13 protein-coding genes are annotated in these 18,726 nt (G+C 45.2%); 6 read left to right on the forward strand and 7 right to left on the reverse strand.

Translation table 11 applies throughout. The annotated features are described in order from the left end of the window. Positions 1-564 precede the first annotated feature (564 nt). Both OF158_RS15085 and OF158_RS15090 read left to right on the forward strand, forming a co-directional pair. The gene (locus OF158_RS15085) at positions 565-2,334 is read left to right on the forward strand and encodes a glycoside hydrolase family 3 protein (protein ID WP_225620923.1); all 1,770 of its coding nucleotides are present in this window, start codon (positions 565-567) and stop codon (positions 2,332-2,334) included. A 14-nt stretch (positions 2,335-2,348) separates the two neighbouring features. Continuing rightward, entirely contained in the window at positions 2,349-4,004 is a 1,656-nt protein-coding gene (locus tag OF158_RS15090) for a serine hydrolase domain-containing protein (RefSeq protein WP_035183428.1), read from the forward strand. 158 nt (positions 4,005-4,162) lie between these two features. Here the strand turns inward: OF158_RS15090 and OF158_RS15095 are convergent, their stop codons facing one another. Continuing rightward, positions 4,163-5,386, reverse strand: a complete 1,224-nt coding sequence (locus tag OF158_RS15095; RefSeq protein ID WP_014095555.1) for an IS110 family RNA-guided transposase — start codon at positions 5,384-5,386, stop codon at positions 4,163-4,165. A 411-nt stretch (positions 5,387-5,797) separates the two neighbouring features. On the opposite strand from OF158_RS15095, the gene OF158_RS15100 reads away from it, so the two are divergent. Continuing rightward, complete coding sequence (locus OF158_RS15100) at positions 5,798-7,066, forward strand: exo-beta-N-acetylmuramidase NamZ family protein (RefSeq protein ID WP_035183423.1); 1,269 nt, start codon at positions 5,798-5,800, stop codon at positions 7,064-7,066. Between the two features lie 75 nt (positions 7,067-7,141). On the opposite strand, the gene ltrA is transcribed toward OF158_RS15100, so the two are convergent. Next, complete coding sequence (ltrA, locus tag OF158_RS15105) at positions 7,142-8,551, reverse strand: group II intron reverse transcriptase/maturase (protein ID WP_048339778.1); 1,410 nt, start codon at positions 8,549-8,551, stop codon at positions 7,142-7,144. Positions 8,552-9,184: 633 nt separating this feature from the next. On the opposite strand from ltrA, the gene OF158_RS15110 reads away from it, so the two are divergent. Both OF158_RS15110 and OF158_RS15115 read left to right on the forward strand, forming a co-directional pair. Continuing rightward, complete coding sequence (locus tag OF158_RS15110; RefSeq protein WP_014097013.1) at positions 9,185-9,511, forward strand: transcriptional repressor TraM; 327 nt, start codon at positions 9,185-9,187, stop codon at positions 9,509-9,511. 26 nt (positions 9,512-9,537) lie between these two features. Then, positions 9,538-9,951, forward strand: a complete 414-nt coding sequence (locus OF158_RS15115) for a hypothetical protein (protein WP_014097012.1) — start codon at positions 9,538-9,540, stop codon at positions 9,949-9,951. Positions 9,952-10,003: 52 nt separating this feature from the next. Here OF158_RS15115 and OF158_RS15120 read toward each other — a convergent pair whose 3' ends face one another. The 4 genes from OF158_RS15120 to OF158_RS15135 form a co-directional block, all read right to left on the reverse strand. After that, positions 10,004-11,866: an ABC transporter ATP-binding protein gene (locus OF158_RS15120; RefSeq protein WP_017552329.1), complete on the reverse strand. Its 1,863-nt coding sequence runs from the start codon at positions 11,864-11,866 to the stop codon at positions 10,004-10,006. After that, positions 11,841-13,595, reverse strand: coding sequence for an ABC transporter ATP-binding protein (locus OF158_RS15125; protein WP_035183418.1), 1,755 nt, complete (start codon positions 13,593-13,595; stop codon positions 11,841-11,843). Before OF158_RS15125 ends, OF158_RS15120 begins: the two co-directional genes overlap by 26 nt. 41 nt (positions 13,596-13,636) lie before the next feature. Continuing rightward, positions 13,637-14,095, reverse strand: a complete 459-nt coding sequence (locus OF158_RS15130; RefSeq protein WP_035183416.1) for a MarR family winged helix-turn-helix transcriptional regulator — start codon at positions 14,093-14,095, stop codon at positions 13,637-13,639. A gap of 388 nt (positions 14,096-14,483) precedes the next feature. Next, positions 14,484-15,062, reverse strand: coding sequence for an HAD-IA family hydrolase (locus tag OF158_RS15135; protein ID WP_035183414.1), 579 nt, complete (start codon positions 15,060-15,062; stop codon positions 14,484-14,486). Positions 15,063-15,353: 291 nt separating this feature from the next. Here OF158_RS15135 and OF158_RS15140 point away from each other — a divergent pair, with 291 nt between their 5' ends. Beyond that, entirely contained in the window at positions 15,354-16,667 is a 1,314-nt protein-coding gene (locus OF158_RS15140; protein ID WP_048339779.1) for an IS1380-like element ISBco1 family transposase, read from the forward strand. A gap of 413 nt (positions 16,668-17,080) precedes the next feature. On the opposite strand, the gene OF158_RS15145 is transcribed toward OF158_RS15140, so the two are convergent. After that, positions 17,081-18,475: a C40 family peptidase gene (locus tag OF158_RS15145; RefSeq protein ID WP_017552310.1), complete on the reverse strand. Its 1,395-nt coding sequence runs from the start codon at positions 18,473-18,475 to the stop codon at positions 17,081-17,083. Positions 18,476-18,726: the final 251 nt, after the last annotated feature.

The following is an 18,726-nucleotide window of genomic DNA, read 5'->3' on the forward strand; positions in this document are numbered from 1 at the left end:
ACTTTTTGCCAAAGCTGTCAGCATCCTTGCTAATTCAGGAATTTCGCTTATTCAGCAAGCCCTATTTAAAAAAGTGTGTTGTGGCCCGGAAAAGCAGCAAATAAAGGAGATCTAAAAACCCGAAACGGAATAATCAGGGACAATTTACCAGTTCTATCTCAGATACACAAATATTTTGCTCAAAGGATGCAATTGTTCAAGCAATCAGCACTCCATTTGTATCCTTTTTGGATAACAATTCTAATTTTTGAAAAAGAGGGAATCTCTTCCCTCCTTTTTGGTTGTTTTTTCTGAACAAACCCCAATACTACCAGAGATTCGGGCACTTTTTCACTTTAGCTACTACTCTGCTTTCATCATTTCCATCGTTCCTGTGTCTGCCCCCATTTTGCAATATTATCCAAAAACTTTCCGGTTGGTTTTCCATTTTCTTGGCGGTGCTGTTTATCCGAATGAACATCTATATTAAAACTATTCCGGCCTGGAAAACATAAGCAAAAAGACGGATGGACAGGCTTCTTTGGGCTGGTAGACTAAAAATGAAAGGGATTACAAAAGGGAGGGGTGGCGTTTTTGAAAAGATCCGGATTGTTTGTCGTCTGTTTTGCGTTGTTGTTTTCACTTATGCCCGGCTTCCGTGTACAAGCGAAACAGGATGGGCATTGGAGAACAAGGGCAGAAGAACGCTGGGTGTCCCATGAATTGAGAAAAATGACGGTCGAGGAAAAAGTCGGGCAGCTGTTCATTGTTCATGCTTACGGAAAAACACCGGAGGACCCCGCTTACGCCGAAACGAATATCGAAAAAGGGCGTGGCGGTACAAACTTCAAAGAAATCATCGAAAAATACCATATTGGCGGCGTCATCTATTTTAACTGGTCGGACAATATCAGCACCCCTGTTGATGCCAAACAAGTGCAGCAGTTATCCAACGGCCTGCAAAAAATTGCGTTAAAACAAAAGCCCCGCATTCCGCTCTTTATCTCCACAGACCAGGAAGGCGGCGCGGTTGCCCGTGTACTCGAACCGGGAACTGTTTTCCCGGGGAATATGGCACTCGGCGCAACCAGGTCTGCAGCCAACGCAAAAAAAGCTGCAGAGATCATGGCAGTGGAACTGAAAAGTCTCGGCATCAATATGGACTTTGCCCCGGATCTCGATGTCAATGTAAATCCGGCCAACCCGGTGATCGGCGTCCGTTCCTATTCAGAAAATCCGAACCTTGTCGCATCACTTGGCACTGCCCAAATCGCAGGATTTCAAAGCCAAAATGTGGCCGCTACCGGCAAACACTTTCCGGGCCACGGGGATACGAATGTCGATTCCCATTACGGCCTGCCTATCATCCATCACGACTTGAAAACATTAAATGACGTAGATTTAAAACCGTTTAAGGCCGCGATCGCATCCGGCGTGGATGCAATCATGACCGCACACATTGTTGTACCGGCACTCGATGATTCCGGCCTGCCGGCGACGCTTTCGAAAAAGATCATGACCGGCCTCCTCCGTGAAAAACTGGGTTACGACGGGCTGATTGTGACCGATAGCCTCGATATGTCCGGTGCAAACGTCTTTGCCCCCGACAAAGTGCCGGTAGCAGCATTCAATGCAGGCGCAGACATTTTACTCAACCCGCCCGATGTGGAAGTTGCCTGGAATGCTGTGCGAAATGCAGTGAAAACCGGTGAAATCAGCCGAAAACGCTTGGATGAATCTGTCGCGAGAATTTTACGGGTGAAATATGAACGCGGCATTGTCCGGAACCCATTTACATCTGAAAAAGCGTTAAGAAATTTTGGTACCCCCGAACATTTGAAAGCCGCCCAAAAAATGGCGGACGAAAGCATTACACTGGTTAAAAACGAAAATAAAATATTGCCGCTCAATAAAACGAAAAAAATATTCGTAACCGGCCCATCTGTTGCAAACAGCAGCCGCCTTGCCGACCTTCTGAAAGAAAAAGGGTTTATAATCGGCAATACGAGCACAACGGCCTCGCCAACACAGGAGGAAACCGCTGTGGCAGTAGAAAAAGCACAAAATGCCGACGTGATTGTCGCCGCCGCTTACAATGCAAATACCAACACCGCGCAACAGGCATTTTTAAAAGCGCTGAAAAAAACAGGCAAACCGGTCGTAATGGTTTCAATGGGCAATCCTTATGACATTATGAGTGCACCTGATGTGGACGCAAATCTTCTGACTTACGGAAACCGCAGCGTTTCTGTGCAATCTGCTGCAAAAGCGCTCACAGGCGAAATCAACCCTGGCGGCAAATTGCCCGTCACCATTCCGGGGTACGAACCGTTCGGCCACGGTCTTCATTACTAAAGGGGGGAACTTGGTTGAAGAACAAAGGGATAAAATTCGTTTTATGGGTTGGATGCATTCTTTTGCTGGCAGTCGGGTCCATCCCGTCTCTTGCCTTTGCATCCGGATATCATGGCCACCCATTTTCTTGGGATGCGCCCGGCAAAAGTTCAGCAGTACTGCATAAAGGAACACCCGCATCTGCCGGAATGGCCCAAGACCCGCTCACAGACATTGACAAAGCGGTAAATGACGCGATTGCGCAAAAAGTCATGCCGGGCGCCGTTGTGCTTGTCGCAAGGAAAGGCACGATTGTAAAAGAACAGGCATACGGCTATGCATACCGTTATACAGACGACCAGTTTACAGAAGCATCCGTCCCGGTCCTTGCAAAAACAAACACCATTTACGACATTGCTTCGATCAGCAAATTGTTTACATCCATTGCAGCCATGCAGCTGTTTGAAAAGCGGAAATTTGCGCTTGATGACCCTGTCGCAAAGTATATTCCTGCATTCGCGGAAAACGGAAAGGAGAACGTGACCATCCGCCAGCTGATGACACACACTTCCGGGTTTGAGGCGGGAATCCCGGTTTATAAAATGGGAACTTCCCGCAAAGACCGACTCGAAATTGTTCTGAAACACGGACTGCAAAATCCCCCGGGAACGACGTATACGTACAGCGATTTAAACATGATTACACTTGGCGTTTTGGTTGAAGTTTTGAGCGGGCAGCGGCTGGATGCTTATGTAAAAACGCATATTACCGGCCCCCTCGGCATGTGCGATACGATGTATAATCCGCCCGCTTCGTTAAAAACGCGCATTGCCGCAACGGAATTTCAGCCGTGGACTGAAAGAGGAATGATCCGGGGGCAGGTGCATGACGAAAACGCGTGGGCGCTGGATGGCGTTGCCGGGCATGCGGGCGTGTTTTCCACCGCACATGACCTTGCTATACTTGCACAAACGATTTTACAAAATGGCAAATATGCGGGCACCCGGATCTTAAAACCGAAAACGGTCCGGCTGATGGAACAGAATATGAACAGCGCTTTTCCCGGCGATGATCACGGGCTCGGCTTTGAATTAAACCAGGGATGGTACATGGATGCGCTCTCCGATACAAATACAATGGGCCATACCGGCTACACCGGCACATCAATGGTGATCAGCCCGAAAAACCAAACAACGGTCATTTTATTGACCAACCGCGTCCATCCGACCCGGAACACTGTCTCGACAAACGGAATCAGGCGATCTGTTGCCCGGCTTGCTGCGGACGCCATCCCGGTTGCCGTTCCGGATAAACACGGCGCATGGTTTGCCGGTTACGGCGATAATAGAAAAGCTGTGCTGGAGGCAGATGTTGACTTGAAAAGGCCGGCGTTTCTCCATTTCCGGACCTGGTACCGAATGGAACAAAACGCAGACTTTGGGAAAGTGGAGGTTTCAACGGACGGGAAAAACTGGACGAAAGCCGGCAATGCTTTAACCGGATCAAGCGGCAACTGGCGGCAGATGTCCATCCCACTCCCTGCCGGCACGAAACATATCCGCTTTGTGTATGAAACCGACGGATCAGTGAACGGCCGCGGCTGGTATGTGCTCCATCCGTCCGTCGTATCTCACGGTAAAACTGTGAAAGTATCTTTTACAAGCCGCGACTGGACTTTGCGGAACCGTTAAAAGTCCTACGGTGTGATGTCAAGGGTTAAAAACAAGTGAATTGGAAATTTTGTTGGCTCTATGTCGTAAAAATGGCAATACTGAACTAAGCCTCCAGATAATTGGAATAATCTGGAAGTTTTCAAGTTCAGGCTATCGATGATGGTTACCTGGTTACCTCATCGCGTCACCTTCTTTTTCGGCGCATAAATTTGATCGTTGCGGAGCAGCGCATCGATCAGGCGCACCAGTTTTCTTGCCGTTAAGACGAGGGCGCGTTTGTGTGAGTGCTTATGCACCTCACGATATTTCTTTTGGTAAAAGGCGCGGTACTCAGGTTCGTGTCGCCGGACCAGATTGGCAGCCTCAACCAGGTAATACCGGAGATAACGATTGCCTGTACGCGCAAGCATTTTGTCATCAGCCTCAAAATCACCCGATTGGTGGCGGGGCCAGAACAATCCAGCAAATTTTGCGATCGCGGCTTGGTCGTCAAAGCGCTCAATGTCGCCGATTTCAGCGAGAATCCCAGCACAGCTCACCGGGCCTATTCCCGGAATGGTCTGGAGGGTATTCGGGATTCCATCAAGAACGCGGGCAATCGCCTTATCCAAATCCTTGATTTGGCGTTTAAGATGCCGGATGATCTCAATAGAACTGCCCAGGACCAAGTCAATCGAATCCTCCACACATTTAGAAAGCCGGTAAGAGGACCGGGCAGCTTTTTGGATGGATGCGGCCAAATCCTTGGGATCGCTAAAGCGGCCATGGCCTTTGGTCTGGAGATACATCGCTAAGTCCTCCAGAGGCATTTGGGCAATTTCATCGAGGCTATAGGCCTCAAGCAAAAATTCCGTTATGGCATGGCCGAAGACCGGTGTATCCACTTCAAGGTTAAAGGCACTGAATTTGAAAAACAGATGATTCAAAAATACCTGTTGTTCCCGGGTTAAACTTTGAATCAGGTGATAGCGCATCCGTGTTAACCGTTGAAGGGCAAGGTATTGTTCTGACTGAATCACGGATTTCGGCAATCTCCCGAAACGCAAGCGGTCCGCAATTACCCAGGCATCTTTGGGATCGGTCTTGTCCATCTCGGCATAAGCCTTTTTGAAATTTCTCACCAGCTTCGGATTCAGGGTAAACACCTTTGTACGACGCTGTTTCAGCTCGGGATCTTCATGGAAAAACATTGCCGGGTGCCAACTATACACAGATGTGGCCTCCATGGCGATCTGGATGGTGTCATCCGCCTCCGCATGTTGGAGGATGGCGTCTCTTAACTCAGAGGCACCGGGAAGATTGTTTGTCACCGTTTGGGTGGCCAACGTTTCCCCCATTCCATCCATCAGGCAGGCATCGAGGTTTTTGGAGCTCACGTCAATACCGACAAATAAGGGCATATGATTTCCTCCTCTCTGTATTGGGATCGATGGAATCGGACGCTTCGGGATATCCCCAGATGGCTTGCCGATCTGTCAGCCTCGCGTATGAGAACTCATCCGGGCCGTGGGCTGCCTGGAACTGCTCATTTCCAGCACGGAGATCCGGAGGAACGGCCTACGGGTTAGACGTTCAAGCAAGAACCTGGGGATGCAGACTTTTCGAGTAGTCAGGCTACAAGGAGGGGAAGCATTGACCCAAACGATCCTAAGACCATTATCCGGGAACATCGCGAAGCGTCCAAGTCCGAACTTGTATTCCGGGCGAGCCCGGAATACAAAATCTTATATTCACTTGTCAATGAGCAGCAGAATGAACTGGAAATTGACATCCACTTTGGATTTAAACTTATTATACGAGGAGGAACCGGAATGAAAAGGCTCGCTGCCGTATTGGCACTTATGATCGCTTTCAGCTGCCTGGCCGTGGTGCATGCGGCCCGGAGCAACCAGCCACGCGAAAAACAAAAACACCCTTCTTTTCAGCTCGGTGTCGATGTTTTTTTAAAAGAGAAGGTCCATTTGCTGAAAGGGAAACGGGTCGGGCTGATCACAAATCCGACCGGTGTCGACCAGTCGTTAAACAGTATCGTGGACAGATTTGCCAGAAATCCGGATATTCATCTAACCGCTCTTTTCGGCCCGGAACACGGGGTGCGCGGCAGTGCGGACGCCGGTGCCTATGTACCGTTTTATACCGATTCGAAAACAGGGCTTCCGGTTTACAGTTTGTACGGTGAAACGAAAAAGCCGACACCTGAAATGCTGAAGGATGTCGATGTGCTTGTCTTTGATATTCAGGATGTTGGCGCAAGATTTTACACTTATATTTACACAATGGCTTATGCGATGGAAGCAGCGAAGGAAAAAGGCATTCCGTTCATCGTGCTCGACCGCCCGAACCCGATTGGCGGCACGAAAGTCGAGGGGCCGGTGCTTAATCCAGCCTACTCCTCTTTTGTCGGAATGTATTCGATCGCGCTCCGCCACGGGATGACAGCGGGAGAGCTTACTAAATATTTTAACAAAGAATGCGGAATCGGAGCGGATCTTACAGTTGTGCCGATGAAAGGCTGGCACAGGGATATGTACGCGGATGACACCCCGCTCCAGTGGGTGATGCCATCCCCGAACATGCCGACGTTGGACACGGCGATCGTCTATCCTGGTGCGGCACTCATTGAAGGGACAAATATTTCGGAAGGCAGGGGGACGACCCGCCCGTTTGAGTTAATCGGGGCACCGTTCATTGACGGGGACTTGCTGGCGGAGAAATTGAATGCCCTCGGTTTGCCGGGCGTCCGCTTCCGAAGCGCATCTTTCACACCAACAACCTCAAAATGGGCCGGCAAGCTCGCAAACGGGATCCAAATTCATGTCACGGACCGTAATGTTTACCAGTCTGTTGAAACCGGCATTGCAATCGTCAAAACAATCCATGACCTGTATCCCGGCCAATTTACTTTCCGGGCAGAAGACAAAAACGGCATTTCCTATTTTGATCAGCTGATTGGAAACGGCTGGGTCAGGCAGGATATCAACCGTGGCGCCTCCCTTAAAACCATTGCCCGAAAATGGCAAAGGGACTTGGGGACCTGGAAGAAAAAACGGGAAAAATATTTGATGTATAAAATCGAGTAGGAGGCTAATCATTATTTGATTAGCCGACCTCTCACACCACCGTGCGTACGGTTCCGTACACGGCGGTTCTAAAGTTTACGACCGTACAGACAGATAGTAATCCAGAAAACTTATATACCTTGCTCTTCGGAAGAGTTCGTTTGTAAGGGTTCTAGCTAAGAAATGGCTGCCGGAGATTCTCCAGTAGCCTTTTCTTGTGTTAGCCCATTCCCACGCCTTTCTTTTATTGATCCCTAATTTCTTGAGCCAATAAAATCTTGTGCGTACTCTCTTCCATCTTTTCCAAGTTACCATTCGCATTCTTCTTCGTGTCCATTGGTCCAGTCTGGTTACCAGACTTTTCATATCCGCTAGCTTGTAGTAATTTACCCATCCTCGGACAGTGTCGTTTAGCCTTTTCTTTCTTTCCTCTACGCTTAATCCGTTGCTTCTTCCTGTGATTCTGCGAATTTTCTCCTTTAATTTTTGAACACCCTTCGGGTGTACCCGGAATTTGCATTTTCCTTCATAAAGGTAAGATCCATAACTCAGGAACTTGATGTTTCTAATATGTGTGATCATCGTCTTCTCTCGGTTCACTTTGAGTCGCAATTTCTTCTCAATGAATGGGAGAATGTTATGGTATGTTCTTTCGCAGCTTCTTCGGCTTTTACAGAATATGATCACATCATCAGCGTAACGGACAAATCGGTGATTTCTTGCTTCCATTTCTTTATCCAATTCGTTTAACATTACATTGGCAAGAAGCGGACTTAGTGGTCCTCCTTGTGGAACACCGAAATCATTTGTTGTCCTTATTCCTTTGATCATAACACCTGCATTTAGGAATTTATGGATTAAGGAGATTACACGTCCGTCGTGAATTGTTTCACTCAATATCTGGATAAGCTTACTATGGTTTACCGTGTCGAAGTACTGTTCTAAGTCCAGGTCTACTACATACTGGTATCCTTCATTTACATTCTTTTGGCACTTGAGAAGTGCCTGATGTGTACTTCTATGTGGTCGGAAACCATAGCTATTGTCTGAGAACTTTCTTTCATATATAGGGACTAGGACCTGCGAAATGGCTTGTTGGATGACTCGGTCTACTACCGTTGGTATTCCAAGTTTCCTTGTTTTCCCGTTGTCTTTTGGAATTTCTACCCTTCTAACGGGTTGGGGCTTGTATGTCCCATTTCGAATGGAGAGGACGAGTTCCCTCTGATGTTCAGTTAGGTATGCCAAAAGTTCACCTGTTTTCATTCCATCGACACCGCCCGCACCTTTGTTTTTCTTTACCTTTTTATAGGCACGGTGCAGGTTATTACTTGAAAGGATTCGTTCGAGCATCCATTCGTTCTGTCTGTTGGTGTTAGTGGTGTTGTTTTCAGTTATCCTCTTGAAACTATGCCCTCTGCCATATCCTTCCTGTTCCGCAGTATCTTTTTGACAGCAGGTTTCTTCCTGTTTTCTGCATTTGTTCGTTTCTTCGGTAACTTTCATTGACTTCCACTTCCTTTAGTTCAGCCCTTCCTTCGATGCTCCAGGCATCTCCGTACTATGGCTTCTGCTGACTTCTCACGGCAAATCTTGTTTCAACCAGGTTTCATACTCTGTTTCCACCTGTCCGTGAGACCTCCCGTGGTAAGGTGATTTGCTTTCATTCCATGTACCCGCACCATTTACGTTTCCACATCCGGATAGCTTTTGGGCTTTGACTTGTTCAGCAGCCTTACCCTGTGAGAGTACGCCTAATGATGTTCGTGTTCCTCGGGTCAGAATTTTGCCTCCAGCTTCCTTCAGATTCCATCTCACGATGGACACCCTTGCTCTTGGCTAATGGTTGGTCGCTACCTACCCCCATAGCGGACTTACACCGCCTAGCGAATCGCCATGCACGGCGCACTGAAACAACGCCCCCAAGCCTGCTCGAAGGTTTGGAGGCGTTTTTAACCCACGTTTGATGCCCCCAGCAAATAGGGGAAACTCCATTTTTGCTATAAAACGGCACCCTCTTCCTATCTCCACCCGTAATTTTTCAAATTGAAAAATTGGAGAGGACAGGTGCTATTTCATTCCAAGTCTGGATTAGGATATAATATGAATGGAGGGAATGTATCATGGGAGGTGTTCAGCATGTCTGAATCTGCACAGAAAGTGGATCAGCTTTTTGACAAGATCGAGCAAGAGAATAAAGCGGAACTGCTTCAATTTGTTGAGGGCCTAAATCCGGAAGAACTAGAATCCTTGTCTAAATCAATTAGATGGTATCGAAATGTATTAAAAGAAATAGAACGTCTACGCATTGAGGAATCCAGCCATTTAAACGAGCAGAATAACATATCCCCTGATGAAATGCACGAAATTAACAAAAAGTATGGAAAACGTTCGAAAACCGACCCATCAAAATTTATTGAATATAAAGGAATTGAGCAACTAAAGGATCTTGTGGTTAAAAGATAAGGCAGAGAAAGGTTGGAAATTCAAAGATGAAAAATGAAGACTTTCCAATCCGGCGTATATTGTTTCATCCGGAAATCATTTCAATTGATTTAGTGAAAATTGCACAGGAAATGACAGAAGACCAGTTTGATGAATTCTTAACACAATATGATAAAGCTATCCAAATCGCAATGAAGAATCCATATCTGCCCAACACTAGATTAATGTATCAGCTTCAGGATTGGAGCCGGATAGATTTTTTCTCCATGAAAAAACCCCCAAGAAAATTCACCCGTGATGATCGATTTATATATCGATACGATGCTGATTTCTATGATGTTTTTAAACTTGCAGTTGGCTTAAGAAATGCTAAAGGGAAGCAAGGAGACAGCATATATTATACCGCAAGAATAAGGTTAGAAGAGTCGCCAGATCATTGGGAGGAAGAAAACGATGGATAAATCAAAGCGCCAAATACTTCAGTAGACGATTTGGCGCTAACAGCCATTCCCCCTACCCCTCTCCCACATTTTTAAATTGGTTATAAAACATATGATAATACCGGCCGCGGTGTGCCATTAGTTCGTCATGGCTGCCTTGCTCGATGATTTGCCCGTGGTCGATGACCATGATATGATCGGCATCGCGGATTGTATTCAGGCGGTGGGCGATGATGAAACTCGTGCGTCCCTCCATCATCGAAAGGAGCGCATCCTGGATAAAACGTTCTGTCCGTGTATCGATGCTGCTTGTTGCCTCATCCAATATCAGCAATGCTGGCTTTGCCAGAAAAACCCTTGCGATGGCCAAAAGCTGGCGCTGCCCCTGGCTCAAGTTGCCCCCGTTTTCCGACAAAATGGTTTCATATTTATCGGGCATCCGGTTGATAAAAATATCGGCATGGGCAAGCCGGGCCGCTTCTTCAACTTCTTCATCCGTCGCTTTAGGATTTCCGTATTTGATATTTTCCTTAATGGTACCTGCAAATAAATACGTATCCTGAAGGACAAAGCCAAAACTTCTTCTCAGGCTGTCTCGTGTATACTTCCGGATATCCGTGCCATCAATTGAAATCCGGCCTTCCGTGACATCGTAAAACCGGGTCAAAAGGTTTACAATCGTCGTTTTTCCGGCTCCGGTAGGCCCGACCAGCGCTGTACGTGTGCCCGGCTTTGCCTCAAAGCTGATATTTTTTATAATCGGAACGTCCTCGCGATACCCGAAGCTGACATTTTCAAACACAACATGGCCTTTTGGATCCTGGAGCACGATCGCCTCTCTTGCATCTTCCGCCTCTTCTTTTTCATCCAGTATGTCAAAAACCCGCTCAGCTCCGGCAACCCCTGACTGCAGGACGTTAAAAATATTCGCCAAATTATTGAGCGGCCGCACAAACTGCCGGGAATATGTCAGAAAACTTGCGATTACGCCCACGGTAATCATGCCTTTTAAAGCCAGCACCCCGCCGACAACCGCAACCATTGCAAACCCAAAGTTGTTAATCACGTTCATAAGTGGCATGAGAAACCCGGACCAAATTTGCGCCCTCAGCCCGACCTTAAGCAAGGACTGGTTCACCTCTTCAAACTTCTTAATTGCCTTTTCTTCATGGTTAAAAGCTTTGACCACCTCAATCCCCGAAATCGTTTCTTCAATATGCCCGTTTAACCGGCCGAGTTCCGCCTGGTTATTTTTAAACAGCACTGAAGTTCGCTTAGCAATTGTCCGCGTCAGCAAAAACACGAGTGGAACCGTACACAGGCTTGCAACCGTTAAAACCGGACTTAAAATGATCATCATCATGAGTGTACCGAGAAGGGCAATGACCCCCGACATGAGCTGCGTTGTCGATTGGGAAATGGTATTGCTCACGTTGTCTATGTCATTCGACAGCCGGCTCATCAGTTCACCGTGGGTTCTCGCGTCAAAAAAAGAAACCGGGAGTTTTTGCAGCTTTTGAAACAGATGGCTGCGCAAACGCTGTACAATCCGTTGCGAAACACCGGCCACAAGCCAACCTTGTAAAAAGGTTAAGACAGCATCTGCAATATAAGCCGCTGTAAGCACAAAAATCATGATTTCAAGCAGGTTAAAACGGACCTTTCTGCCCGGTGGCATGGCATCAACGGCCCTGCCGATAAAATAGGGAATGCACAATGTAAGGACAGAGTCGGCCACAATCAATGCAAGAATGACGGACAGCCCGTTTCTTTCCCTGCCAAAATAAGCCCAAAGCCTTTTTAACGTCCCTTTAAACTGCTTTGGTTTCTCGGCCGGGCCTCTGAACCGTGCCGCGCCTCCCCCACCCGGACGGCCCATCCGCAAAAAAGACCCCGGTGCCTGATTTCCCTTATATCCGTTCGTTTGTCCGGCCATCCTGCAACACTTCCTTACCCATTTGCGATTGATAAATTTCCTGATAAACGTGAGAGGCTCTGAGAAGCTCCTCATGCGTGCCCAGGCCGGCAACTTCTCCTTTCTCCAACACGATTATTTTATCCGTGTCCATCACAGAAGTAATGCGCTGGGCAATCAAAAGGCAAGTCATCCCCTTTGCATATCTTTTTAACGCTGCCTTGATCCGCATTTCAGTTGCAACATCCACCGCACTTGTACTATCGTCAAGAATAAGGATTTCCGGATGTCTCACCAATGCACGGGCAATCGAAATGCGCTGCTTCTGCCCACCGGAAAAATTGACGCCGCTCTGGCCAATCATCGTATCATAGCCTTCAGGCGCGGCCGCAATGAAGTCATGTGCCTCTGCCAGTCTCGCAGCCCGTTCGATCTCATCCATTCCTGCCCGGTCATTTCCCCATTGAATATTTTCACGGACGCTGCCGGTAAAAAGAATGTTTTTCTGTGGAACGAGCGCAATTTTTTCACGCAGATCGTGCGGGTGAAAATCCCCGACATCCATCCCATCCACTTTAAGGGACCCGCCTGTTACATCGTAAAAGCGCGGAATGAGATTCACTAGGGTGCTTTTTCCCGATCCGGTTGAGCCAATAATGCCGACAGTTTCACCCGGATAAATGGTAAACGTGATATTTTTCAAAACTGCATCTTCTCCCCGTCCGGTATAGGAAAAAGTGACATTTTCAAAATCAATTCTCCCTCTTTCAGCCATTACTTCATGCTTCAATCTGTTCGGGAAGGTTTTTTCTTCAACGGCAAATACTTCACCGATCCGAAAAGTGGAGGCCCTTGCCCGGACAAACATGTTAAACACCATGGAAATCATCATCAACGAGGTTGAAATTTGCGTCATATAATTGATAAAAGCAATAATATGGCCGACTTTCATGGTACCATTGTTCACCCCGAAGCCGCCCATCCATAAAATCGCGACAATGCCGAAATTGACTGTAAGCAAGATCGCCGGGCTGAAGATGGACATGATCCGGATCGAAGAAGTCGAGCGTTCTTGCAGACGGCGGTTTGCCACGCTGAATTTCTCCACTTCAAATTGAAACTGGTTAAAAGCCTTCACGACACGGACACCGGATAAATATTCCCTCATGATGCCGTTCACGCGGTCGAGCGCTTTTTGCACTTTCATAAACAGCGGAAAACCCAATCGCATGTTCACTATAATGAAAATGATGACAATTGGCACAACAACTGCCAGCACCACAGAAAGCTGCGGGTCAAGCCGGACTGCCATGATCAAAGCGCCGATTGCAAGTAGTGGCGCTTTGACAAACATGCGCATTAAACCATTGATAAAGCTCTGTACCTGGGTAACATCATTGGTCAGCCTTGTGATGAGTGAGGCCCGGTCAAATCGATTGATGCTTTGGAAAGAAAGTGCTTGGATTTTCCGGAACAAATCCGACCGCAATTCCGCCCCAAAGTTTTGTGACACAATGCTTGCGAGCGTGCTCCTTAGTGAGGCGGCAACCGCGCCGCACGCTGTGATGAATAACATCACGCCGCCCATCTTTAACACATAAGGCATATTCCTGGATGCCACGCCGACATCAATAATTTTTGACAGGATCGCCGGCTGCATCAAATCGCAGAGCGCTTCACACATTAAAAAGAAAACAGCCGTACTAAAAAGTTTCCAGTACTTTTTGGCATACTTGCTTAAAAAATGCATCGGACCATTCCACCTTTTAACGTTGCGGAAATCATTTCTGCTTACGCTTTTTTATCCGTCTGGGGATCACCTTTTGACACTTTTAAATTCTCAGCCAGCCGCTGCAGAAATCCAATAAACAGTTCCTGCTCCTCTTCTGAAAATTTGCTTAATCCATTGCTCAGCTGCTGGAGATAAGCGGTTTTTGCTTCGTTGATGATTGCTTCTCCTTTTTCTGTCAAGGACACCATTTTCACGCGGCCATCACGGGCTGACGTCACGCGCCGAGTATATCCCCATTTTTCAAGCCGGTCGATCATTTGCGAGACCGTGCTCATGCTGACATTGAAATGTTCGGCAAGGCTTCCCATCGTACACTGCCCGGACCTGCCAACATGCCGCAACAATATCCACTGTAAACGTGTAATCTTCTTATCTTCATTTGCCAGCCGCCCTTCCCGCAGATGCCGGTTAATATACCGCCAATGCGTAAGGAACTGGTCCATTTTGCTATCTTCCATAATGGAACGCCTCCTGAAAGCTATTACTTTATTTAGTTTACTAAAGTAATTGGGAGATTGTAAAGCCTGCATCAAGAAAAAGATAAGCATTCCAGTTGTTTCCCAATTCCAGGAATTACCGGGTAGGCAGCCCTTTTTCGTGTGAACATAATTAAAATTACTTTGATACAACCGTCAAAGTTGTCTCTTTTGCTGCTTTGATCACTTTCTCGGCATCTATTTTAAGATATTCCGGCCTGATCCCCTGCTTAAAAAAAAAGAACCAAGATTCGGTTCCTCTATAATATCTAATATAAAATGAGCTTGGGTTTTCGCTGCCGAATGGATCGTTATGAAGAACGCAACTTGTTTACCTCATCGGAACACCACTTCAACTTACCATTATCAGTCACATGTTCAATCTTTCAGGAATATTTGTATTGAAAAATTCAGTGTAGTCCTGTAATTGGTAATCTGCAATATCCGTTTGATTTTGAAAGATACACGTTGAAATTCCCAGTTCTTTGGCGGGTAATAAATCCAATTCTCTATCCCCAATCGCTAGGTCGATTCTATATTTTTCGTGCAGATGTTTGTAAGCTGATGGGTTAGGTTTACGAGGGAACCCATCGTCAATCGTAACCATATCTACAAAGTATTTATCCCATCCATAATATTTTAGGATGCCGACAACACCTTCCCTAGACTTGTGTGTGACAATAACATTTTTATTTGCGAAATTTAAAATTCCTTCTACACCATTAAATGGTTTCATATCTTCTGGAGATATATTTTTCTTTAACTTTTTTATCTCCTCTTCTTGTTCACTTGAAATGTCATAAAAATGAATTGCGTGTGAGTAGGAAATTTTCAGTTTCCCATAGATTTCCCGTTTATCTACTGTTTCTCCCAATACTTGAGAGAAAATGTTGGTATATACAGGATAAGTATCAAATAATGTTCCATCGAAGTCCCATAAAATGTTCAATTAAATCACCCTTTTATGTATATTTTAACATAAATGCTTCAACTCATTTTATCAAGGTTTCAAAACCAAATAAAATGACTGAAGGATATCCATTACAGCATAGATGCCGACACTATATTGAATTTCTTTTTTGAACCTGAATTATTCACAGAAATTCAGAAACTTATTATAACTTATGGATTACCAAGCCTTTTCGGCTTTATTGTAATTCATTAAAAAAATGAAAAAAGAATCTATTTCTGTTAAAGTTAAAGTAACCAAAACAAAAACCAAACAGAAAGGACTCTTTATATGGTTACTTTAACGCAAAAAACACTTGATTTCAATCATAAAATTAAATTGTCAAATGATGGAGGTTCTCTTTCCTCCGATACAGGTGAGTTTCTTTTTAGAGAATTCGATGAAAAAATTGGTTTTTCAAAGACTTTAGTTAAGTACTTGAGACTTAACGATTCAAGGAAATATTATCTTCATTCAAATGAAAACTTGTTACGTCAAAAAGTCTATCAAATCATTGCCGGGTATGCGGAAGATGATGCGGCTGATCAGTTGACTCATGATCCTGTGTTTAAGGAAATCATTGAAACTCCAACACTTGCTTCCCAGCCCAGTTTGTCTCGCTTTTATACACGATTTGATAAAGATTCAATTGAACAATTAAATCTGGCTAACCAAGAAATGCTTGATAAGATTCATTGTTTTCGACAATCGAAAGAGTTATTTATCGACTTGGATTCGACTCATTCGGATACATATGGGGACCAAGAATCTTCGTCATATAATACTCATTATGGCACGATGGGTTTTCATCCATTAGTCGCCTTTGATGGTGCGACTGGTGACTTTTTGAAAGCACAACTCCGTCCCGGAAATGTTTATACATCAAATGGTGTGGTGGAATTTATTCGGCCTCTCATTAAACATTATAACGAAATGTTTCCGGAAACTCCCCTGTTTCTTCGTGGAGATAGCGGGTTTGCTGTTCCGGGATTATACGATCTGTGTGAAGAAGAATCTGTTTTGTATATTATTCGGTTGAAATCGAATTCACAACTACAAAGTTTAGCGAAGGAATACCATCCTTCTTCCGCACCTTTAGATGTTTCCAAGACGGAAACCTATTATGAAGAAACGATTTACCAAGCAAAATCATGGTCAAAACCAAGAAGGGTGATTATTCAATCGGTACGTCCTGCAGGTGAGCTGTTCTTTACCCATTCCTTTTTTGTTACTAACTTTGAATTAGCTTTCCCTCAAGATATCGTCCGAGCTTATCAAAAAAGAGGGACGATGGAAAACTATATCAAAGAAGCAAAAAATGGCTTTTACTTTGATCATATGAATAGCCACGCTTTTCTAGTGAACGAAGTAAAAATGATGTTAACACTTCTTGCATATAATTTGACCAATTGGTTACGAACTCTTTGTTTTCCGGAAGGTCAAAAAACTATGCAAATTGATACGATACGTACTCGGTTAATTAAAGCGGCAAGTAAAGTCGTGAAATCAGGCAGATCCCTTTACTTCAAACTATCATCGAGTTTTGTGTATCAAAATTTCTTTTGGGATGTACTGAATCGAATTCAAAAGCTACAATTGGAATGACCAATAGAATACTTCTCATAACTGAAAAAAATAAATTTTTCAGTCAAGGGGCAAGTATGCCCAAAATACCAGAGTTGTTCTATTGAAAATTCAGTTATTTTATGAATTGGCTACGGTTCTTAATTAAATACCGTTATTTTCAACTAATTTAACAAAATTTATCAAATGGGATTTGTAGCTATGAATATTTCAGGTTGAATGTTCTCTTTTGGTTATGTAGTCGTTCAGTAATGCAATACTAATCTTCAATCTGAATTTGTACCTGAAACCAATGTTAAAAGCGTGGCTAGTACTAGCCACGCTTTTAGACTTTTTTATTGACGAATTGTATTGCTATTTCTGTTTTTTGCCGTGTTAATTGATGTTTTACATCTCAACACGGAGCGGCTTAGCATACCGCCGACTTTTTCATCTTAATAGAATCTCCTGATGCTGTTGAAATGAGATTTCCAATAAGGGTTGCTTAAACTTTTTATTGAGACGCTCTTGTCTGAATCAGAGATAAACTGGTTGTTTCCGAGATAGATGCCGACATCCGAGATTCCGCTTTTATAGGTATCTTGGAAGAAGATAAGATCTCCCGGCTGCGGGCTGCTTACTTGGTAAGAGCTGCCATAGTACCCTGCTGCAGACTGGCGGGCAATGGATTTGCCGGCCTGGTTGTATACATAGAATACGAAGCCGCTGCAGTCAAATCCGGATGGCGTGGTTCCGCCAAAACGGTACGGTGCGCCGATGTATTTTTGTGCAATTTGTGCCACTGCGGAGCCGCTGTAAGAGCCCGAATTTGGACTTGATGATACCGTGTTTTTGGAAACGGCTCTTGAGCTGCTTGTGCTTGCAGAGCTGGATGAGCTGCTTCCGGCGTTAGACGAACTGCTTTGAGCACTGGACGACTGACTGGATTGTGAGCTGCTGGTTGAGCCGCTTGCTTGTGAACTGCTTTGAGCATTGGACGATTGACTGGATTGCGTGCTGTTGGTTGTGCTGCCCGAATTGTTGGACGAACTGCTTTGCGTGCTGGACGAGCCGCTTGTCTGTGAACTTGCGCTTCCTGCGTTAGAAGAGCTGCTTGTGGCGCCAGACGATTGATTGGATTGCGTGCTGCTTCCATTCGAGCTGCTTGCCGCACTGGATGGGCCGTCCACTTTTAAAGCACTGCCGGCAACAATCCAATCAGAGCTTAAATGGTTCCATTCTTTCAATTGAGAAACGGTCACGCCGAATTTTTGCGCAACGCCGGAAAGCGTGTCGCCTTTCACAATTTGATAGGTGCCGTTTGGCGCAGTGCTTTTTTGCGTTGCAGCACTTTTGGCGGTGTTGTTTGCAGTACTGCTGTTGGCAGTGCTGTTATTGGCAGTGCTATTGGAATTACTATTTGCAGTACTGTTTGAAGTACTATTCGCAGTACTATTGGCAGTGCTGCTGACCGTAGCGGAAGAACTGTTAATTTTCAGGGTATCTCCGGCATAAATTAAATCAGAGCTTAAGTTGTTCCACTCTTTCAGTTGAGATACTTTGACACCGTATTTTTTGGCAATGCCGGAAAGCGTGTCTCCTGATACAATTTTATATTTTTTTGGTGTTTGAGACGGCACCTTAAATTTCTGATTCGGATAAATAATATCGCCTGTCAGATGGTTATCATTTTTAATTTGGGAAACCGTTGTGTGATATTGTTGGGATATTTTCCACAACGAATCTCCTTTTTTGACCGTGTATGTAGCTGCTTCCGTTGATGCAGAACCTACAATTAAAGACGCTAATGTCATGCCGGCTGTAACAGACAATACTTTTTTTCGAGTCAAGATTGAAACCTCCTGGATGTTTAAAAAAATTTTCATTGGCTATATATTAAGGGTCATGGTTTGTTTCACTCACAAACCCTATTTTAAAAAAATATATTGCCACTTTCAATCATTCTATGAAAACGTAATTCAACTGTAATCTCATAGAAAATTTACCATTTTAGGAATATAGTTGTGATAAAACCAATTTATATAGGAAAAAGGTCACAATTGTATTCAATCCACAAAAAATCCTCCCGCTTTGGCAGCGC

Origin of the sequence: Weizmannia sp. WK01 (assembly GCF_025905465.1) — a bacterium.
Lineage (GTDB): Bacteria > Bacillota > Bacilli > Bacillales > Bacillaceae_C > Weizmannia > Weizmannia faecalis.